General features: G+C 70.9%; 19 protein-coding genes. 6 read left to right on the forward strand and 13 right to left on the reverse strand.

The genetic code is table 11. From position 1 onward, the window contains the following. Nucleotides 1-110: 110 nt before the first annotated feature. Nucleotides 111-419, forward strand: a complete 309-nt coding sequence (locus ACIBSV_RS07165) for a C40 family peptidase (protein WP_395860947.1) — start codon at nucleotides 111-113, stop codon at nucleotides 417-419. 441 nt (nucleotides 420-860) lie between these two features. Continuing rightward, on the forward strand, nucleotides 861-1,577 hold the full coding sequence (locus ACIBSV_RS07170) for a hypothetical protein (protein ID WP_395860113.1): 717 nt from the start codon (nucleotides 861-863) through the stop codon (nucleotides 1,575-1,577). Between the two features lie 188 nt (nucleotides 1,578-1,765). Here the strand turns inward: ACIBSV_RS07170 and ACIBSV_RS07175 are convergent, their stop codons facing one another. Next, nucleotides 1,766-2,161, reverse strand: a complete 396-nt coding sequence (locus ACIBSV_RS07175; RefSeq protein WP_395860115.1) for an SRPBCC domain-containing protein — start codon at nucleotides 2,159-2,161, stop codon at nucleotides 1,766-1,768. A gap of 5 nt (nucleotides 2,162-2,166) precedes the next feature. Then, nucleotides 2,167-2,769: a CGNR zinc finger domain-containing protein gene (locus ACIBSV_RS07180; protein ID WP_395860117.1), complete on the reverse strand. Its 603-nt coding sequence runs from the start codon at nucleotides 2,767-2,769 to the stop codon at nucleotides 2,167-2,169. 188 nt (nucleotides 2,770-2,957) lie between these two features. Between ACIBSV_RS07180 and ACIBSV_RS07185 the strand changes: the two genes are divergently transcribed. Together ACIBSV_RS07185 and ACIBSV_RS07190 are read left to right on the forward strand one after the other, a co-directional pair. After that, nucleotides 2,958-4,067: an acyl-CoA dehydrogenase family protein gene (locus ACIBSV_RS07185; protein ID WP_395860119.1), complete on the forward strand. Its 1,110-nt coding sequence runs from the start codon at nucleotides 2,958-2,960 to the stop codon at nucleotides 4,065-4,067. A 248-nt stretch (nucleotides 4,068-4,315) separates the two neighbouring features. Beyond that, a complete protein-coding gene (locus tag ACIBSV_RS07190; RefSeq protein ID WP_395860120.1) occupies nucleotides 4,316-4,942 on the forward strand; it encodes an alpha-ketoglutarate-dependent dioxygenase AlkB in 627 nt (208 codons plus the stop codon). 80 nt (nucleotides 4,943-5,022) lie between these two features. Here the strand turns inward: ACIBSV_RS07190 and ppk2 are convergent, their stop codons facing one another. From ppk2 to ACIBSV_RS07215, 5 genes are all read right to left on the reverse strand, one after another. Beyond that, on the reverse strand, nucleotides 5,023-5,991 hold the full coding sequence (gene ppk2 / locus ACIBSV_RS07195; RefSeq protein ID WP_395860121.1) for a polyphosphate kinase 2: 969 nt from the start codon (nucleotides 5,989-5,991) through the stop codon (nucleotides 5,023-5,025). A 292-nt stretch (nucleotides 5,992-6,283) separates the two neighbouring features. Further along, entirely contained in the window at nucleotides 6,284-7,225 is a 942-nt protein-coding gene (locus ACIBSV_RS07200; protein WP_395860123.1) for a YihY/virulence factor BrkB family protein, read from the reverse strand. 89 nt (nucleotides 7,226-7,314) lie between these two features. Beyond that, a complete protein-coding gene (locus tag ACIBSV_RS07205) occupies nucleotides 7,315-7,710 on the reverse strand; it encodes an ATP-binding protein (protein WP_395860125.1) in 396 nt (131 codons plus the stop codon). Continuing rightward, nucleotides 7,707-8,063, reverse strand: coding sequence for a PRC-barrel domain containing protein (locus ACIBSV_RS07210; RefSeq protein WP_395860127.1), 357 nt, complete (start codon nucleotides 8,061-8,063; stop codon nucleotides 7,707-7,709). The genes ACIBSV_RS07205 and ACIBSV_RS07210 overlap by 4 nt, the downstream gene beginning before the upstream one ends. A gap of 314 nt (nucleotides 8,064-8,377) precedes the next feature. After that, nucleotides 8,378-8,971, reverse strand: coding sequence for a hypothetical protein (locus tag ACIBSV_RS07215; protein WP_395860129.1), 594 nt, complete (start codon nucleotides 8,969-8,971; stop codon nucleotides 8,378-8,380). A 524-nt stretch (nucleotides 8,972-9,495) separates the two neighbouring features. Here ACIBSV_RS07215 and ACIBSV_RS07220 point away from each other — a divergent pair. Further along, nucleotides 9,496-11,181 (forward strand): FKBP-type peptidyl-prolyl cis-trans isomerase, encoded by a 1,686-nt coding sequence (locus tag ACIBSV_RS07220; protein ID WP_395860131.1) that lies wholly within the window; start codon nucleotides 9,496-9,498, stop codon nucleotides 11,179-11,181. Nucleotides 11,182-11,529: 348 nt separating this feature from the next. Here the strand turns inward: ACIBSV_RS07220 and ACIBSV_RS07225 are convergent, their stop codons facing one another. The 3 genes from ACIBSV_RS07225 to ACIBSV_RS07235 all read right to left on the reverse strand — a co-directional run bounded on the left by ACIBSV_RS07225 (nucleotide 11,530) and on the right by ACIBSV_RS07235 (nucleotide 13,627). Then, the gene (locus tag ACIBSV_RS07225) at nucleotides 11,530-12,690 is read right to left on the reverse strand and encodes a serine hydrolase domain-containing protein (RefSeq protein ID WP_395860133.1); all 1,161 of its coding nucleotides are present in this window, start codon (nucleotides 12,688-12,690) and stop codon (nucleotides 11,530-11,532) included. 228 nt (nucleotides 12,691-12,918) lie between these two features. Then, complete coding sequence (locus ACIBSV_RS07230; RefSeq protein WP_395860135.1) at nucleotides 12,919-13,395, reverse strand: Clp protease N-terminal domain-containing protein; 477 nt, start codon at nucleotides 13,393-13,395, stop codon at nucleotides 12,919-12,921. Next, nucleotides 13,382-13,627, reverse strand: coding sequence for a hypothetical protein (locus tag ACIBSV_RS07235; protein ID WP_395860137.1), 246 nt, complete (start codon nucleotides 13,625-13,627; stop codon nucleotides 13,382-13,384). The genes ACIBSV_RS07230 and ACIBSV_RS07235 overlap by 14 nt, the downstream gene beginning before the upstream one ends. 262 nt (nucleotides 13,628-13,889) lie before the next feature. On the opposite strand from ACIBSV_RS07235, the gene ACIBSV_RS07240 reads away from it, so the two are divergent. Then, nucleotides 13,890-14,834, forward strand: coding sequence for an NAD(P)H-binding protein (locus tag ACIBSV_RS07240; protein WP_395860139.1), 945 nt, complete (start codon nucleotides 13,890-13,892; stop codon nucleotides 14,832-14,834). Between the two features lie 25 nt (nucleotides 14,835-14,859). Here the strand turns inward: ACIBSV_RS07240 and ACIBSV_RS07245 are convergent, their stop codons facing one another. From ACIBSV_RS07245 to ACIBSV_RS07255, 3 genes are all read right to left on the reverse strand, one after another. Next, nucleotides 14,860-16,287, reverse strand: coding sequence for an amino acid permease (locus ACIBSV_RS07245; protein ID WP_395860141.1), 1,428 nt, complete (start codon nucleotides 16,285-16,287; stop codon nucleotides 14,860-14,862). A 107-nt stretch (nucleotides 16,288-16,394) separates the two neighbouring features. Further along, complete coding sequence (locus tag ACIBSV_RS07250; RefSeq protein ID WP_395860143.1) at nucleotides 16,395-17,228, reverse strand: M55 family metallopeptidase; 834 nt, start codon at nucleotides 17,226-17,228, stop codon at nucleotides 16,395-16,397. Further along, complete coding sequence (locus tag ACIBSV_RS07255) at nucleotides 17,225-18,619, reverse strand: diaminopimelate decarboxylase (protein WP_395860145.1); 1,395 nt, start codon at nucleotides 18,617-18,619, stop codon at nucleotides 17,225-17,227. The genes ACIBSV_RS07250 and ACIBSV_RS07255 overlap by 4 nt, the downstream gene beginning before the upstream one ends. Nucleotides 18,620-18,622: the final 3 nt, after the last annotated feature.

Below are 18,622 nucleotides of genomic sequence, written 5' to 3' on the forward strand. Positions count from 1 at the left end.
CCCAGCGAACCGACCGCAGCTCGCGGGACAAGCCGGACACACCGCCGCCGGCGAACAACGTCCCCGTCTCCGGCCGGGCCGCGGCCGCGGTCGCGTTCGCGAAGGCGCAGATCGGCAAGCCGTACTCGCCTCGGGCCGTGGGTCCCAGCTCCTACGACTGCTCGGGACTGACCCAGGCTTCGTGGAAGGCCGCCAACGTCTCGCTGAGTCGCACCACTTGGACCCAGGTCAACGACGGCCCGCGGATCTCCAAGGACGCGCTGCAGCCGGGCGACCTGGTGTTCTACTACTCGGACAACTCGCACGTGGGCATCTACATCGGCGGCGGCCAGATAGTGCACGCCCCGCGCCCGGGCAAGAACGTGACCATAGCGCCGGTCTTCTCGATGGAGTTCTACGCGGCCGTTCGACCCGGTTAGGCCCATCGGTCGCGCGCCGAGCCTTCTACGGTTTCCTCTCCCGGACACATTCCGACCGGCCCGCTCGGCGCGCATCGACCGAGAGCGTGCGCGCGTCAGGACAGCCGCGAGGCCCGAAGCGACCGGCGGCTGTCCTGCCCACGTCCGTCTACGTCGAAGTCCGCGTGCGGCCCGCCGATCGACCACACGAGGAGGGGTACGTCCGGAACCCGCGCCGTGGTCGACCTGGGCGCGGCAAAGCCCGGACGGCTCCTGGTAGTTGGCCGACCCCAGCACCCACCCCAGTACGTGCCCCCGCGCCTCGTGTCGGTCCCGCTGGTCGTCCCACGCGCATGCCCTGAACCGACCTTCCCGGCACAGACGACGCCAGGCCGTCCCCACCCGCACCGCCACGTTCTGCGATGCGGGGAACCAGTCGCAGGGCGACGACGTCACATCACCATGGCCGAGTCGAACGCACGACCACCCGCCACCCGGACGATCATCGTCGTCGCCGCCACACTGATCGCCGCCGCCTGCCTCGGGATCGGACTGTGGCTCCTGCTCGCAGGAGACGACGACGACAAACCCACGGCCGGAGAGCCGATCCGAACGGCGTCCGATACTCCGGTCACCGCATCGGTCACCGCATCGGTCGGCACTCCCGTCGCCTCACCCTCCGCCGGCTCCACCGAAACTCCGGTCACCCCGAGCGCTACGCCGCCGGGCACCACATCACCCGGCAGCCGACCGCCCGCCAAACCCACCGACGGTCGCCTCGACACGCGGACCATCTCCTTCGCCGACGCCCGCGGCCTCCCCAAGGTGTTCGCCATCGCCGAATCGGCGACACAGGATGCGGACGTCCTGGCGGGGCTGTTCGCCGGGGCCCCGACCAAGCGGCCTTCGGAACCCGTTCCCGCGACCGACTTCGCCCACAACGTCGTGATCTCCGTGACCGTCGAAGCGGGTTGCCTCGACCCCGAGGGCGCCCGGCTGTACGCGAACGGGAGCCGGCTCAGGCTCGACGTGCGCTTCCCCGATCGCAACACCCCGCCGGAATGCCTCGCCCCGTACATCCGGCTCGCGCGCTTCGAGGTCCCGCGCGCATCCGTGCCGAGCCGACCGGTCCTCGACGGCAGAACACCGGCGATCCCGTCCGCGAACGCCCGCCCCTGACAAGAGCGTTGCATCTGCGCGGGGACGGCGACCCGGAAACACGCCGGCGAGCATCGCCGACACCGGGCCGCGCGCGGTAAGACGGTCGGCGAGCGCGGTCGGCTCTGCTGCCGCATCGCCCGAGCCGTTTCGTCGCGCTCACCGTGACGATCACGCGGCATCGCCGGCGTGCGGATTGCGCGCCGCCGTCAGTGCCCGTCGAGGACGCCGGCGACCCGGTCCATGACGTGCTCCCACCGTGTCCGCTGCCGTTCGCGCTCCTGGGCGCTCGCCAGGCGCTCTTGGTGGAAGCGGAGCATCGTCCGGGCCCCGTCGGCGGTGGGGGCGACGGCGACCTGGATCGTGGTGGTGCCGTGGGTGACCCGGATACGGTCCTGCGGGCGGTAGCCGCGCACCTCCCCGGCCGCGCCCGCGTCCGTCCGGTAGGGGGTGCCGCGCTCCGGGGCGAGGGCCGCCCCGGAGCCGAGCCAGATGGCGATCCCCTCCGGGCTGCTGATGAAGTCCCAGACGACCGGCACGGGGTGGGGCAACGTGCGGGACACGCCGATCTGCCAGCCGGCGTCCTTGGTCAGTCCTGTGGGCATCGTTGTCATCCTTCCTCGGAGTGACGGGCGCGCAGCGCCCTCACCTTGTGACGGTTGCCGCAGTGCTCCATGGAGCACCAGCGGCGGCTGCCGGGGCGTGAGGTATCGACGTAGACGAGGTGGCAATCCTCGGCGGCGCAGGTACGGATACGGTGCGCGAAGGGTCCGGTCAGCAACTCGACCGCGTCCCGGGCGACGGTGGCCGCCAGGTGCGTGCCGCCATGGGTTTCGGCCCACTGCCGCTTCCCGGTCGGTGCGATGGCGGGGGCCAGCGCCGGACGGGCTGCCGCCTCGTTGACGACCTCCAGGTCGCCGGGCGGGTACGGCTCGCCGCGTGTGTGGGCGAGGATCACCCGCAGCAGTGCGTCGCGCAGCCTTCGCAGGTCGGCCACCTGGGCTTCGGTGACCTCCAACACGGGCGTCGGCGTCAGCCGCGACCGCTCCGCCCAGGCGGCCACGTCGACGGGCTCGTGCAACACCTCGTACCGGCGGTAGGGGCCGGGACCGCCGGTGACCAACAGCTCCAGACACAGCGCGCCAGGGTCGAACCGGTAGGCGACGCCGGTATGGGAACGCAGGGTCAGACCCTTGCTGCCGAACGAATCCATGTAACCAGTATAACCGGTTACACGATGGACGTGCCAAGCACCGGCTTCGCTTGTAGCTGCGGCTTCGGCTTCGGCTTCGGCTTCGGCTTCGGCATGGGAGGCTCGCCCTTCGAAACGACGAGTCCGGCCCGCCGTCCGCGTCGCGGGAACCCACTCCGACGTCCCCACGAGACTTCTAGGCTGGGCCGGTGACTTCACCGTTTGCGGTTTCCAGGGAAGAACAGCGGTTCGTCGACGCGGCGCGGGATCTGGCCCGGCAGTTCGCGGCAGCGGCGGACCGGCACGATCGTGAGGCCACCCTCCCGGTCGCCAATCTGACGGCGTTACACGACGCCGGCTTGGACCTGGCCGCGATGCCCCGGGAGCGAGGCGGTTCCGGGCTGTCCTACCAGGCGCTCGGAGAGATCCTCGGCATCGTCGGCAAGGCGTGCCCGTCGACGGCGTGCGTCTGGATGATGCATCTGGGCGCGGCGCAGGCGCTGGTCGGCTACGGACCGCAGTTCTACGCGGAGGAGTTGGCGGCGGGCAAACGGTTCGCGAACGCGCTGTCGGAGCCGACCGGCGGGAACCTCTTCCTGATGCCGCTCCAGCGGGCCGAACCGGTGGACGGCGGATTCGAACTGGACGGCGCGAAGCGGTTCGTGTCCGGGTGCGAGATCGCGGACCACTTCCTGGTCAATGCGCTGCTCGACGAGGGACCGGCGTTCTTCGGGGTGAGCCGGGACGACAGCATCGAGATGGTGTCGATCTGGGACTCGATGGGCCTGCGCGGCACCCGCAGCCAGTTGGTGAACTTCCGCAACACCCTGCTGCGTCACGAGAACCGATGCCGGATCGTCGACCCGACGGCGCCGAACATCATCGCGCTCGGCCTACCGTGGCTGTCGATCGGCATCGCCGAGGCCGCGCTCGACGCGGCGACCGACCATGCCCGCAAACGTGTCGTTCCGAGTACCGGCAAACCGGTCGGCGACATGCAATGGGTCCATTTCGACGCCGCCGACGCCCATGTGAGGCTCTTGGCGGCACGCACCCTCGCGGAACGATCCATGTGGCTCGCCGACCGGAACGCGCCCGGCGCCCTCGTCGCCGCCGTGGAAGCGAAGCTCTACGCCAACGAAGTGGCGAAATCGATCGCGGAGTTCGGGCTCCGGGTCGGCGGCGGCTCGGGCTTTCTGCGGTCCTCCCCGATCCAGCGACACTTCCGCGACGCCCAGGCGGGCGCACTGATGGCCTTCTCGGTCGAGGTCTGCCGAGACATGATCGGCAAAGGCCTCACCGGCGGCGAACAGCCCTGAAGCCGGCCGACTGCCGCCGCCCACCGCCGCTCCTCGCCGTGCCGTGGCGGTCGGTGGCGGCGGTGGCCGTCGGGCGGTCGACTACGGCGACCAGCGTCCACCGCCGACGGCCCACGGCACGCACCAGACACCGGCGGCGACGAACAGCGCCCGACCGGGACAAATCTGGACGGGCATCTCGACGCCCGCGTTCGACACCCCGATCGCGTCTCGAACGCATGTTCGGCTGGATGGAGTATCGTGGCGGAATGTCGGATTGTCTCCAGGGTTCGCTCTTCGACCAGAGCGACGTCATCCGTGTCGGGCCGCCGCGCGGCCTGCGACGCACCATGCTGGGCGACGGCGCCTGGATCGACGAGCTGCCGGGCTGGGTTGCCGGCGCGGACGCGTTGTTCGCCGCGCTGGCCGAGAGCGTCCCGTGGCGGGCCGAGCGTCGGCGCATGTACGAACGGGTGGTCGACGTTCCTCGCCTGCTCGCCTACTACGGCGCTGCCGACGAGCTGCCCCACCCCGCCCTCGCCGAGGCGCGCGACCGGCTCTCCGAGCACTACGCGGCGGAACTCGGCGAGCCCTTCGTCAGCGCGGGGCTGTGCCTGTACCGCGACGGCCACGACAGCGTCGCCTGGCACGGCGACCGCAACGGCCGCGGAGCCCGCGAGAACACCATGGTCGCGATCGCGTCCGTCGGCACTCCGCGAGATCTCCTGCTCCGCCCGCGCGGTGGCGGTGAAACGGTACGGCGCCCACTCGGCCACGGTGACCTGATCGTCATGGGCGGCACCTGCCAGCGCACCTGGGAGCACGCGATCCCCAAGACGACCAGGGCGACAGGGCCGCGGATCAGCATCCAGTTCCGGCCACGCGGCATCGGCTGAGCGGCGGCGACCCGGCCGCCACGGGCATCGAGCACCGCCTTTCGACCTCACCGTGCGGCGAGGTCGAAAGGCGGACGGGCCTACTGCTGTGGATGCTCGCCGGGTGTGCCGTCGGGGTGCGCGAGGGGAGTGGGGGAAAGGTCGCTGCTCTCCTCGCCGGGTTCCAGGAGTGTTCCGGCGGCGCCGACGATGAGCGGGTCGGGTACGCCGATCACCGCCTCGTCCTTGGCGGGGTAGTCCAGGCGCGTCAGCAGGCTGCGCATGGCTTCGAGCCGGCCGCGCCGTTTGTCGTTGGTCTTGACCACCGTCCACGGCGCGTGCTCGGTGTCGGTCGCCCGGAACATGTCGACCTTGGCCTTCGTGTAGTCGTCCCAGCGGTCCAGCGACCGGAGGTCGACCGGGGAGAGCTTCCACTGGCGCACGGGGTCGACCTGGCGGATCGCAAAGCGTGTACGTTGCTCCGCCCGCGAGACGGAGAACCAGAATTTCACCAGCAGGATCCCGTCCTCCACGAGCATCCGCTCGAAATCCGGACACTGGGCGAGAAAGAGCCGGTGCTGCTCTTCGGTGCAGAAACCCATCACCGGTTCGACGCCGGCCCGGTTGTACCAGGACCGGTCGAAGAAGACGATCTCCCCGCCCGCGGGAAGATGCTCGACGTACCGCTGGAAGTACCACTGTGACGCTTCGCGCTCGGTGGGTGTGCCGAGGGCCACGACTTGAGCACCACGCGGGTTCAGGCGCTCGGTGAATCGCTGGATCGTGCCGCCCTTGCCTGCGGCGTCCCTGCCCTCGCAGATCACCACCAAGCGCTGTCCGGTCTCCTTGACCCACCGCTGGAGTTTCAGCAGTTCGATCTGAAGCACCCGCTTGGCACGCTCGTACTCCACCCGGCGGATCTTGCGCTCGTACGGAAAATTCTCCCGCCAGGTCTGAAGGGGCTGTCCCCTCGCATCCAGCAGCACGGGCTGCTCCGGCCTGCTGGAATCCACGGTCAGCCCCTTGAGCAACCGCGGCTCTGGGCCACTGTCGACGTCTCCGGTATTCACACACTGCGTGTGCCCGCCCGTCCCGCTCGTACGCGGGCCGGCCGGTCGGAGATGATGATGCTCGGCACGTCCGGGAGCGGGCCGTCGACCAGGAGGTCGACGTACGTCGGCGCCGGTGTTTCGGTATTCGGCGGCGGGACCCCGGCACACCCCTCACGGTTTCCGGCACGAAGGTCGCCCGCGCCGGTGGCGCCGCACGAGGCGGTCGATGACCGGGCCGCGCGGGGCAGGGCGACCCGGACGAACACTTCGAACCGGCGCCCGCCACGGGAAGTCGTCGTCCGCCGGATCCTCAGGTGCCCGGATCCGGTTGCACCGGCTCGGGCAAGTGGGCGCGGACCGCCTCCAGTTGGGCGGCGAACGCCAGGCCCAGAAAGAGCGCGATCGAGGTCAGGTAGGCCCACAGGATCAAGGACACGAACGCGCTGAGGGGGCCGTACACGGAGTCGAAGGAGCCGCTGAGCCGAATGTAGAGGCCGAGCAGCCACGACAGCAGCACCCACAACACCAGGTACACGGCCGCCCCGAACGCCAGCCAGGTAAACCCGGGTTGGCGGCGGCGCGGCGACCACCGGAAGACCGCGGACGCGGAGATCAGCGCGAGTGTGACGCCCACCGGCCAGCACAGGATGCCCCACACCGTGCGCTGCGTGTCGCTCCAGCCGTACACGTCGGCGGCGGCCCCGACGATGTCGCGGCCGGCCACGGTCAACAGCACGCCGAGGCCGATCGGGATGCCGACCACCACGGTCATCGCTGCGGCGCGGCCGTACTTGTGGAGGAACGGGCGATCACGCTCGACGCCGTAGATGCGGTTCGCGCCGCGCTCGATCTGGCTCATCGCGGTCGCGATGTTGACCAGCGAGAACACCAGTCCCAGGGACAGCGCGACCGCGCTGCCCCCGCCCGCGTCGCGCAGCGTGTCCTGCACGACGGCCGAACTGGGGCCCGTCGACAGCCGGGCGAGCACCGCGGAGACGAACCGGCCGAATTTGTCGGTGTGCAGGACCCGGGAGAGTCCGACGACGGCGATCGCGAACGGCAGTACCGACAGCACCGCCTGGAGCGCGAGCGCGCGGGAGTGGGTGAACCCGTCCGCATAGCGAAAGCGAACGAACGCGTTCTTGACCAGTGTCCAGCCGCCGTACCGGCGCAATGTCAACCACGCCTCGTCGGCGGAGAGTTCCTCGCCCTTCATGTCCCGCGTCTGTGGAACTCGTTTCGCTGTGCCCATGCACCGCTTCTGCCCACCGGTCACGAATGCAGCACTCGGGAAGGGAGCGTGTCGGTTCGTGCACGCACCGTGCCGACGCGGTGGCGGATTCAGCGCATGATGTGGGCGCGCACGTGCTTGCCCGTGGCATGCTGTTCCACGGTCCACCGGGTGGTGAGCAAGTCGAGCAGGCGCAGTCCGTAGCCACCGTCGCCGTTCGCGGGACGCTGGAGTACGAGGAGGTCGCGGGCCCGATCCCCCACCCCGATCTCGACTCCGTCACAGGTGCGGGTCAGCGTCAACTCGGCCTGGCCGTAGGCATGGCGGATGACGTTGCCCACGAGTTCCGAGACGATCTGCACGACATCGTCCACGCGGTCCTCGGTCCATCCCCAGGCGCCGAGGACGTCTCGAACCGTGGCACGGACCTCGGCCAGGGTGCCGGGGGCGTTCGACACGGCCCAACTCCGGGTGGCGGCGGACGGGTCGGGCGGCGGGGTGGTCATGTCCTGGCTCCAGCCGCTCCTGGTGGTTGGGGTGGACGTCCGCAGTGTCGATCGACGTGCTTGTTCTTGTCGAACTCGGGTGAGTTCTTGAGCTGTTCCTTGCTGCACGCGACGTGGACGACCTTGTTCTCCGGGTCGATGCTCGCGATCGTGCCCGCGGGGAGCAGGACGTGCTTGCCGAAGATCCACGCACCGGTGTCCACCACCAGGTGTGATATGTCGACGTCGTCGTTGTACTTGTCGACCTTGCCGATGTGGCCGTCGAAGGCGTCCACCTTGTAGCCGGTCAGGCTCGTGCCGGCGGTGTATCCGGACTCGGGACGGTGACCCCACACGCTGGGCCCGGTGCTCATGGAGACTCTCCTCGGTTCTCGACGAATCCCGCAGTGGGTGGCGGAGCACCATGCGGTCGGAACTCGTGGGATGCGATGGTTGGACGCTCCTCTGCCCCGCAGCCCCCACTCCATGCCTCGTTCGCATCCTCATCGGCCCGGGGCGCCGCCGAGACCCTCGGTGAAGGTCTCGGCCGACGCGGCGCCCACCCGCGAAAGCGATCGAGGCCGCTCTGTAACGCCCCTATCCCGGGTGGGGCTCGGCGTCCCCAGGATCCACCGTGCGGCGAGCCCGGACGGTGGCCGCATCACACCGGGTGGCGGGGTCGGTGCGGTCAGGGTCGGCCGAAGGTTGCCGCGGCGATCCTGGTCCGCGTGTCCTCCAGACGACGGGACTGCGCTTCGGCGCGGTTCAGGAGTTCGTCCAGTTCCTGTGCGGACAAGCGCCGGTCGTGGTCGGCCACGGCGCGCAGGCTCCGCCAGCACGACGCCTTGCCTTCGACGCCCATGCGCATGGTCTCGAGTTCGATGACGCTGCTCAGGGGCGAACGCCCGAGCAATCGGCCGTTGGGTTTCAGCCTCGCCGCTCGTTCCGTGGCCCAGGCGAGGACGGCCTTCGCGGGTGGTGGCGCGATCCCCAGATCGCTCATGATCCGCTTCAGCGACTGGCGATCCTGGGCCACCTCGTCCGCGATGGCGGACAGCGCGGGCCCGTGCACCCGGCCCCTGTGGTTGCGTGCGATGCGGCGGGCGAGGCTTTCGCCACCGGTGGAGCCGGCGAAGTGGTCGCCCAGGTAGATGCGAAGCAGGCGCGCGGCGTCGGAGTCGTCCCCGGAGGACGGCTTCCCGGGGTGCTTGCGCCGCCGCGCCTGCTGGAAGGCCGTGGGTGGCGCCGGTCGAGAAGGTTGTCGCCGCGACGGGTCCGACATGGGGGGCTCCTTCCGGATGGGCTACATCGCCAGGCCCGGGTACCCGCTTGGAACGACTCGATACCCGGACCCATGGGTCGGGTGGAAGGGCCGGCACGTCCCTCCGGGCCGGGTCGGGTGGAAGGGCCGGCACGTCCCTCCGGGCCGGGCCGGCCGAGCCGCATGCGCGGGAGACCGGGCGCGGCCGCACGCGGCACGGCCCGGCGGGAGCGGCGACGCGTGCGCGCATCGTGTCCCGGGCTTCGCCCGAAGCGACGCCCGCTCCTTCGGTCGGGCGGGTGCCCTGCTCCGCCGCTTCCGGGGCCGCGCGGCCGGCGTCGGTGAACACCGTCGCCTCCCGCCAGGGTCCGCACCCGGAGCAGGTCGGACTCGGCTCCGGGCGTCGGCGGTCGCCGAAGGCGGCGCGTGGGCGGCGGCCGGGGCTTGCGTCAAGCCCACGCTAGGGTTCGGTTCGATGGATGTTGGTCGACGGTCTGCGGCGGGCCTTCCCGTGTGCCGCGGGGCGGGCGCTGGTGGGGAGCGGCATGAGCGAGCTGACGGCTGACGACCCGTCGCGGATCGGGCCGTTCCGGATCGAGCGGCGGCTCGGCCAAGGCGGCATGGGGCGGGTCTACCTCGGCCGGTCGCCGTCCGGTCGGGCGGTGGCGATCAAGGTCGTCCGGCCCGAACTCGCGGACGACGCGGACTTCCGGCGGCGATTCGCACGCGAGGTGGCCGCCGCCCGCGCGGTAGGCGGGGCGTTCACGGCCGCCGTGGTGGACGCAGCACCGGACGCGCCGAGTCCGTGGCTTGCCACGGTGTACGTCGACGGCATGTCGTTGTCCGAAGCGGTGGCGGCCCACGGCCCGTGGCCGAGCGCCGAGTCGCGGATGTTGGGCGCCGGGCTGGCCGAGGCCCTCGCCGCGATCCACGGGGTCGGGGTGATCCACCGCGACCTGAAGCCGTCGAACGTCATGCTGGCCCCGGCCGGGCCCGTGGTGATCGACTTCGGCATCTCGTTGGCGTCCGAGGCGAGCGCGCTCACCCATACCGGCAGCACGGTCGGCTCCCCCGGCTTCATGTCGCCCGAGCAGTGTGGCGGGCTCGCGATCGGACCGGCGTCGGACGTTTTCTCGCTCGGCGCGGTGTTGGTCTTCGCGGCACGCGGAGAGGGCCCGTTCGGCACCGGGCCCACACCCGCGCTGCTGTATCGCGTCGTGCACAACCCGCCCGCGCTCGACGGCGTACCCCCTGCGTTGCTCCCGTTGTTGTCCGCGTGCCTGGCCAAGTCGCCGGAGGACCGTCCGACGGCGGCCGAGGTGCTCACCGAACTGGCGGTCACGACCGTCCCTGGGTCGGGGAGGCGCCGGTGGCTGCCGGACGGTGTGGCAGAGGCGATCGCGGGTCGCGCCGAGACCGGGGACGGGGTCGATGCGGGAGCTGCGGCCTCCCCCGCCGCCGCCATGCCGGATGCCGAGGGCGTGGCCCATACGGCACGCCCGCCACACCCGCCACACGCGTCGGCCCCGGTCGGCCCGCCGGCAGACGACCAGCCCCTGCCACCGATCCCCCCGCCGCCGGTGACGGCGCCCCCGACACCGTTCGCGCCACCGCCGAAGACGTCGGGTACACGGCGGCGCCCACGTCGGGTCCTCACGGCGGCGGTTGCGGCGATCGTGGTCACGGCCGCGGTCGTCGCGGCCCTGCTCGCCACGCGCGAGGACGGCCGCGACCACCGCAACGCGACCGGCACGGGCGCCGTTTCGCCGAAGCCCGTCGTCACGACCCCCGGCATCGGCGCTCCTCCGTCCGGCGGAACGGCACCAACCTCACCTTCCGCCACCAGCACAGGGGACGACACGTCGCGCGGCGCGCCCGACATGCGCCGGCTCACCCTCGGCCCTGCCGACAAGATGGACGTTCGCGTCCTCGCGCTCGGATCGGGCGCCGAGGTCAAGGCGGGGCAACGCGTCGAAGTGCGCTACACCGGCTTCTACTATGCGGACGGCGTGGTCTTCGATTCCACGTGGACCAGCGGCAGCACGTCCAGCTTCGCCATCGGCGTCGGGCAGTTGATCCAGGGCTGGGACGAGGGTCTGGTCGGCCAACGGGTGGGTAGCCGCGTGCAGTTGGTGATCCCACCCGGCAAGGCGTACGGCGCCACGCCCCCGGGGGACATCCGGCCGAACGCGACCCTCGTGTTCGTCGTCGACCTGCTGGCCGCGACCTGATCGGTTCGAGTCCGCCCCGGAGGCGAACCGGGCGATCGACCCGGCCACACCGACGCTGGCGGTCACCGTGCTTCCGTCCGGAATCCGCGAGGACCGGCCGCTCCCGTCGACCCACACCATCCCCGAGGAGCGCCGAGTCCTGTTTCGCACCCCACCTGCGAGCAGACCGACCCGGCGCCTCCGGCAGCGGGGCAACAGGCGCCCACCATCCGGCAGTAGCGCCACCGGCCACGGCACCGACCCCACGCGGAAGGAGAGTTCGCACGGGGTCGATGCGGTAACCCTCGCGTCGCCGGGTTCGCGGACGGACGGGACGCGGGCCGCGCGGCCGATGTTGTCACTCGGTGTTCAGATATGGAGGCGGCGGCAGAACCACGCCTGGAGTAGATCGGTGAAGATGCCGATGGGGTCGTCCCACCCGCCTTCGCTCCAGTCGCCGTTGACGTTGACGGTGAACATGCGTTCGCCATCGCGAGCGCCATAGGTGTAGGACCACGATCCGAAGAGCGCGCCGCCCATGCCCCAGACCGTTTCACCGCAGGGCAGTCTCACCGAGGAAACGCCGAGGCCGTAGGCGGAGTCGGAGATCCAGTCGCGGGTGGGCACGGTCTCGAACATGTCGCGTTGTCGGTCCGCCGGGAGTATCCGGCCTCCCAGCAGGGCACCGAAGAATCGGTTGAGGTCACCGGCGGTGGAGATCATGCCGCCGGCTGCCCAGAACATCGATGCGTCGAACTCGGTCGCGTCGTGAACCGGCGCGCCGGGGTCGGTCCGGAAGAGCTTCGTGTAGTGCCGGGAGTGCGTCCCGTGGATCGTCGGGTCGCTGCCGCGTGGCAGATACGTGCCGGCCAGACCGAGCGGGCGGGTGATCCGCTCCGTGATCTCCTCGGCAAGCGTGCGGCCGGTGGCCCGTTCGATGATCATGCCCGCCAGGATGTAGTTGGTGTTCGAGTACGCCCAGCCCGAGCCCGGGGCGAAGGTGGGCGGATGGGATGCGGCGATCCGCACGAGTGACTCGGGAGTGTGTGTCTCGGAACGGTTCAGCGCTTCCTGGTCATCGGTGTAGTTGAAGATCCCGCTGGTGTGGTTGAGCAACATCCTGATGCTCACCCCGGCACCGTCGTGGCGCAGGCCGTGATCCACGCCGGGCAGCCACCGTTCCGCGGTGTCGTCCAGGCTGAGCCGGCCTTCGGCCGCCAGTTGCAGCACGACGGTGGCCACGAACGTCTTGCTGATGCTGCCGATGCGGAATCGGTCCTGCCGTGAGCGCGTGCGGCCGGTTCGGGTGTCGGCCACTCCCGCGGTCCCGAACCACTGCCGGTCGCCGTCGCGGACCTCGGCGAGAATGCCGGGAAGGCCACCGCGAGTCACGGCTTGCCGAAGCAGGAGCCGGATCGCCTCGTAGCCCTCGGCCTCCGATGCCGACGCGGCCTCGGATACGGCGCCCACATCCGTGGCCGGTTCGGCGTCCGGTCCGCTGCCATCCGTACGAGCGGTGTGTCGGTGCATTCATTCTCCTTGTCGCGCGCAACGCGAAGAAGGCCGCCCGGCCCTCTCCACGGCGTGATTTCGTCGGCCCACCGACCCGTTGACTCCGGCCCCCGGGCGCACCGGCTTCTACCCCAGGCTTGGGCCCAGCGCCCGTGCGATCCGTCGCGTACGCCCACAGGGCTCTGCGCACATCCCGGCCAGGGCACGCCCGCGAGGCGGGTCTGCCGGGTCGGCTGCTTTCGGTGCTCAGCGGTCCCGGCTGTCGAGCGTCTGCCGCGCGTGGTCCGCCAGTTCGGCCCGATCGACACCGGCCAAGGCGAGAGCGCGCGGCACGGTGCCGATGCGAGCCTGCAGGATCCCGAGGAGCAGATGTGTCGACCGCAGGTCCTTCTTGCGGGCGAGGGCGAAGCTCCGCTCCAGTGCGAGTCTGGCGGACGCGCCCATCCTGGGCTGCTCGCGAGCGCGGCTCGGCCCGGGAAGGTCATAGGCCGCCGGAGACACTCCGATCATGCTCAGGCTGTGCTCGAACTCCCGGTCCAGTGCCTCGCGGACAGCAGCGCGATCGAGCCCGGCCGAGGCCAGGACCTGCTGTGCGGTGGACCCCTGATCGGCGGCGATCGACATCAGGAGATGGTGCGCGTCGATCGTCGCCGACCCGTCCTCGTGGGCTTCGTGCGTCGCCCGCACGATGACCGCGTGCAGGTACTTGTCAAACGCGCTCATCGCCGCGTCTCCTCAGCTTGACTCCGGCGGCGATGAGCCGCTTGGCGTGCTTCTTGTGGACGGCCTGGCGGGTGATACCGAGCGCCTCGGATACCTGCGGCCAACCCCAGCCCGCCCGCATGGCCTGCTCGACGGCGGCGTCCTCCAGTTGATCGGCGAGGCGCCGCAACGCCACGACAGCCGCCAGGCTGTCGGCGGGCTCCGGTGGAAGGGGATTCTTGGCGGCCGACATACAAGCAACTGTAGTTGACTAATGGAGATAGTCAACCCGAGTTGCCAAAGACCGGGACGGGCCGGGTCGCCATCGATTCCTCGCGGCCCCGATCATCCGCACACTCCCGCCCCACCGCGGCCGGGATCTCCTGGTGGCGCGGCGCCGGGGCCTGGTGATACACCCGAACCTGCGGCCGGCCGGAAGGTGCCGCGGCCGATCCGACCCGGCGTCGGGTGCCGGAGCGTCTCGACCCGGGCCCCGATCGAGAGACGAGACAACCATGCAGATCGCTGTCACAACCCCGACCGGCAACGTCGGCCGTCACGTCGTGGCGACGTTGCTTCGCGCCGGAATCCGGCCGCGCGTGCTGCTGCGCGAGCCCGACCGACTGGCTCCCGACATCCGGGAGGAGGTGGACGCGGTGCGGGTCGACCAATACGACGCCGACGCCGTGGTGGCCGCCACCAAGGCTGTCGACGCACTGTTCTGGGTGGACCCGACCACCGGCGGCGAGGACCCCCTCGCCGACTACGCCCGCGCCACCGAAAGCGTGGTCCGCGCCGTCACCGCCAACCGGATCGGCCGCGTCGTCTTCCAAAGCAGCGTCGGCGCCGAGAAGCGGCACGGCGCCGGCGAGATCGACGGCCTGGCACACACCGAAACCGCCCTGGACGACACCGGCGTCGACGTCACCCACCTGCGCTGCGGCTACTTCTTCACCAACCTCGAACTCCAACTCGACGCCCTGCGAGCCGGCCTCCTCCAGGTGATCCTTCCGCTCGACCGGCCGATGGCCTGGGTGGCGCCGCGCGACATCGCCGAAGTCGCCGCCACCCGCCTGCTCTCCCCCGACTGGTCCGGACGCCACGTACAGGCCGTGCACGGACCCACCGACCTCACCTGGCGACAGGTCGCCGAAATCCTCACCGCCGCCACCGGCCGCCGGATCGACGTCGAACGCGTCACCGACGACGCCATGCGCGACCTGCTCCACCGGGCCGGGATGACCGACGCACTGGTCGAGGCGGTGCTCGGCATGTCGACCGGCCTGCGGGAGAACTTCGAGCCCGAACAACCGCGCACCGTGCGGACCACCACCCCGACCACGCTCGCCGCCTGGGCCCACGACCATCTCAAACACCGGATCGACGAAACCGCCGATGCCCCGGCCGACCCGGCGGCTCTCCGCCCGGCCGCCCGAGGCGGGGAGGACCCGGGGCGGTAACGCCTGGGGGTGTCGGATCCGTTCGCTACGGAGTGGACATGGCTTCCGGGACGGCCTTCGTGCCCCGGACGTCACCCGATCCGGTCGCACGGGGGCCGTAGGCCCGGCGTGCCCCGTACGCGACGAGCACGACCGCGAGGCTGCCCAGGCTGGTGAACAGTTGCGTGCGCTGGTCGTCGATGACCGCCATGGCCACGAGCACCGCGACGAAGCCCGCCATCACGATCCAGGTGAGGTAGGGGAACAGCCACATCTTCAGGGCCAGTCGCTCCGGGGCCTCGCGCTCCAGCCGCCGGCGCATGCGCAGTTGCGAGGCGCCGATCATGACGTACATGAAGATGGCGATCGCGCCGGAGGAGTTGACCAGGTACGTGAACACGGTGTCCGGCGACAGGTACGCGAGCACCACCGAGACCCAGCCGACGACCGTGCCCGCCAGGATCGCCCGGACCGGGACGTTGCGCTTGCTGGTCTTGACCGACCACTTGGGGGCGTCCCCGTGCGAGGCCAGCGCGAAGAGCATGCGCGAGGACACGTACACCGACGAGTTGAGCACGCTGAGCACCGCGGTGAGGATCACGACGTCCATCACGGTGCCCGCGCCGGGTAGGCCGATGATGTCCCACGCGGCGACGTACGGGCTCGCCAGCACCTCGGCGCCGTCCCACGGGACGATCGTGACGACGAGGAAGATCGAGCCGACGTAGAACAGGATGATCCGCCAGATGATGCCGGTCGTGGCCCGCGCCACCGAGCGCTCGGGTTCCTTGCTTTCGGCGGCGGCGATCGTGACGATCTCGGCGCCGCCGAAGGCGAAGATGACCACGACGATGGCCGAGAAGATCGACGTGAAGCCGTTCGGCGCGAAGCCACCGTGCGAGGTGAGGTTGGAGAAGTCGAACGAACTGCCCGGCCACGCGCCGAACACATGTAGGCCGCCGACCACGAGGAACGCGATGATCGCGGCGACCTTGACCGAGGAGAACCAGAACTCGAACTCGCCGAAGGACTTCACCGACAGCAGATTCGTCGCGGTCATCACCGCCATCAGCGCCATCGCCAGCACCCACAGGGGCAGGTCGAGCCAGGCGTGCAGGATCGCGGCGCCCGCGACCGCCTCCACGGCCACGATGATCACGTAGTAGTACCAATACAGCCAGCCGATCGTGAAACCCGCCCAGGGGCCGATGGCGCTGCGCGCGTAGTCCGAGAACGAACCCGAGGACGGTCTCGCGACGACCATCTCGCCGAGCATGCGCATCGTGCACAACACCAGCGCGCCGGCGAGACAGTAGGACACGATCGCGGCCGGCCCGGCGGTCTTGATGACGCTGCCGCTGCCGACGAAGAGACCGGCCCCGATCGCCCCGCCGATCGCGATCATCGCCATGTGCCGATTGCGGAGCGAGCGGCTGAGTCGGGGTTGTTCGGTCGGGGGTGTGTGCTGCGACATGGAGACTCCTGCGAAGCGGGGAACGGTGGAGGCAGCGGGAAACAACGGCGTGAGGGTGCGGCGGTGAGCCGGTACGGACGCCCGATCGGCGGCGGAGGCGGGACCGGTCAGGTCCAGTCGCCCTCGCGGCCGGCGCCGATCACCCAGGTCAGTGCCCGGAACCGGCGCAACGCCTCGCGGGCGTCGGGGGCTTGCAGGCGGACGGTGCGCGGGCCGACGACGTCGACCCCGCCCATCGCGCTCGCGCGTTCGGCGAGGTAGGGGCTGTCCACGTCCACCTCGACCAGATGTGCGGCGGGCGTCGCGGTGGGCCGATCCGGCGGGCCCGCCAGCGCGGCGGCGGCCTCGCGGCGGATGTCGGTCGCCGTCGCGGCCGGTGTGCGGCAGATCGCCGCGTGGCGGGAGATCGCCGTCTTGACCGTGACCGTGCGGCAGCCCGGCGCGTACCGTTCGGCCTCGGCGCAGGTCAGGTCGTCACCGGTGACCAGCACCACCGGGACGCCGGCCTCCGCGGCGACGAGTGCGTTGAAGCTTCCCTCGTCGACGGGGCGTCCGTCGACACGTACGGCGAGCACGCTGTGCGAGAGGTAGGTGTGCGCGAGTACGCCGGCCTCGCCCGCACCGGTGTGGTAGCCGACGAACGCCAGCGCGTCCACGTCGAGTTCGAGTCCTTGCAGCATGCCCAGCGGTTTGTTGCGGCCGACGATGAGCACCGCGCGCGGGTCGAGTTCCTCCAGGAGCACGTTGTCCATGCCGCAGTGCGCGTCGTTGACGATCACCTCGTCCGCGCCGCCGTCCAGGAATCCGGCCACGGCCGCGTTGACGTCGCCGGTGAGCAGGCGTCGGAAGCGTTCGTAGCGCGGGTTGCCGGCGCTCACGTCGGCGGGCAGCACCGTGCCGGTGGCGCCCTCCATGTCGGCGGAGATCAGGACGCGGGTCATACCGCAACCTCCTCGGGGTCGGGACAGTCGTGCTCGGACCGGTTCCCCGAGGAAGTCGTGGACACCAGGTCCACCAGGGCGTGCACGTGTGCCGCGCCGCTCTCCTGGACCACTTCGCGAACGGTCTGCGCCTCGCGGACGGTGGCCAGGCGCACCTCGTCGTCGACGACGCGGTAGCCGTACACCGCCGGTCGGGGCAGCGAGTTGTAGGCGAAGTGGGACGAGAAGTAGTAGGCGCCGGTGTCGTACAGCGCGACGACGTCGCCCGGTTCGAGCAGTGGCAGGGCGCGGCCGACGGCGGTCAGGTCGCCGGCGAAGCAGCACGGCCCCGCGACGTCCTGGATCTCCTCCGGCGCGGTCTTGGGCCGGCCGTGCGCGTCGAACGCGCCCACGCGCAGCGGCCACGCCTGGGGCATGAACACCGTGCGGGTGGCCACCTGGGCGCCCGCGTGGGTGATCGCGATCCGTCGGCCGCCCGCGCTCTTGGTGTACTCCACGAGCGAGGCGATCGTGCCGTTCTTGGCGAGCAGCGAGCGGCCGAACTCGGTGACCAACCGGTAGCGGCCGTCCAGGAGTTCGGGTACGGCCGCGCGCAGTTCGGCGACGTAGTCGGCGAAGGTCGGGTCGTCCTCGTCGCCGGCGAAGTTCACCGGCAGGCCGCCGCCGATGTCCAGGCCGGTGATCTGTCGGCGGCCCAGGACGGAGTTGATGTGCTCGGCCAATTCGTAGGTCGCGCGCAGGCCGGCGGCGATCAGCGACAGGGGGCAGCCCTGGGAGCCGACGTGCGCGTGCAGCCGGTTCAGCCACGGTCGGCGGGCGAACGCCTCGACCACGGCGTCGACGGCCCCCGGGTCGCGCAGGGCGATGCCGAACTTGGACGTGGTGGTCGCGGTGCTCATCGCACCGATCGTGCCGGCGCCGACCTGCGGGTTGATCCGGATCCCGATCGGTCCCGCGGCCGGGCGCTCGGCCACGATCGCGTCGATGCGGGCCAGTTCCTGGAAGTTGTCGACGTTGACGGCGATGCCGTGCGCGAGGGCGTACCGCAACTCCTCGACCGTCTTGGCGGGGCTGTCCAGGACGAGCCGATCGGGAGTGAACCCGGCCGCGAGGGCCTGCTCCAGTTCGCCCGGCGAGGCGACCTCGCAGCCCATCCCCGCGTCGGCGAGCAGGCGCAGGACCGGGACCAGGCCGCACGCCTTGGCGGCGAACGTGTGCAGCACGGGCGCGTCGCCGAACGCAGCCGAAAGCGCGCCGACCGACGCCCGGATGCCGTCCACGTCCAGCAGTCCCACCAGGGGCTGCTCGGGGCCCAGCAGGCCCTGCTCGACGACTCGGGCCAGGGCCGCCTGTCGGGCCGATCGACGCCGTCGGGCCGCTGCGGAAGTCACGTC

The sequence above is a fragment of the Embleya sp. NPDC050154 genome, assembly GCF_044460165.1.
Classification (GTDB): domain Bacteria; phylum Actinomycetota; class Actinomycetes; order Streptomycetales; family Streptomycetaceae; genus Embleya.

Bases quoted from the DNA above. Each gene is read 5' to 3' on its own strand.
- ACIBSV_RS07170 (WP_395860113.1), top strand. From the start codon at position 861: ATGGCCGAGTCGAACGCACGACCACCCGCCACCCGGACGATCATCGTC.
- ACIBSV_RS07175 (WP_395860115.1), bottom strand. From the start codon at position 2,161: ATGCCCACAGGACTGACCAAGGACGCCGGCTGGCAGATCGGCGTGTCC.
- ACIBSV_RS07180 (WP_395860117.1), bottom strand. From the start codon at position 2,769: ATGGATTCGTTCGGCAGCAAGGGTCTGACCCTGCGTTCCCATACCGGC.
- ACIBSV_RS07190 (WP_395860120.1), top strand. From the start codon at position 4,316: ATGTCGGATTGTCTCCAGGGTTCGCTCTTCGACCAGAGCGACGTCATC.
- ACIBSV_RS07200 (WP_395860123.1), bottom strand. From the start codon at position 7,225: ATGGGCACAGCGAAACGAGTTCCACAGACGCGGGACATGAAGGGCGAG.
- ACIBSV_RS07205 (WP_395860125.1), bottom strand. From the start codon at position 7,710: ATGACCACCCCGCCGCCCGACCCGTCCGCCGCCACCCGGAGTTGGGCC.
- ACIBSV_RS07210 (WP_395860127.1), bottom strand. From the start codon at position 8,063: ATGAGCACCGGGCCCAGCGTGTGGGGTCACCGTCCCGAGTCCGGATAC.
- ACIBSV_RS07215 (WP_395860129.1), bottom strand. From the start codon at position 8,971: ATGTCGGACCCGTCGCGGCGACAACCTTCTCGACCGGCGCCACCCACG.
- ACIBSV_RS07220 (WP_395860131.1), top strand. From the start codon at position 9,496: ATGAGCGAGCTGACGGCTGACGACCCGTCGCGGATCGGGCCGTTCCGG.
- ACIBSV_RS07225 (WP_395860133.1), bottom strand. From the start codon at position 12,690: ATGCACCGACACACCGCTCGTACGGATGGCAGCGGACCGGACGCCGAA.
- ACIBSV_RS07230 (WP_395860135.1), bottom strand. From the start codon at position 13,395: ATGAGCGCGTTTGACAAGTACCTGCACGCGGTCATCGTGCGGGCGACG.
- ACIBSV_RS07235 (WP_395860137.1), bottom strand. From the start codon at position 13,627: ATGTCGGCCGCCAAGAATCCCCTTCCACCGGAGCCCGCCGACAGCCTG.
- ACIBSV_RS07240 (WP_395860139.1), top strand. From the start codon at position 13,890: ATGCAGATCGCTGTCACAACCCCGACCGGCAACGTCGGCCGTCACGTC.
- ACIBSV_RS07245 (WP_395860141.1), bottom strand. From the start codon at position 16,287: ATGTCGCAGCACACACCCCCGACCGAACAACCCCGACTCAGCCGCTCG.
- ACIBSV_RS07250 (WP_395860143.1), bottom strand. From the start codon at position 17,228: ATGACCCGCGTCCTGATCTCCGCCGACATGGAGGGCGCCACCGGCACG.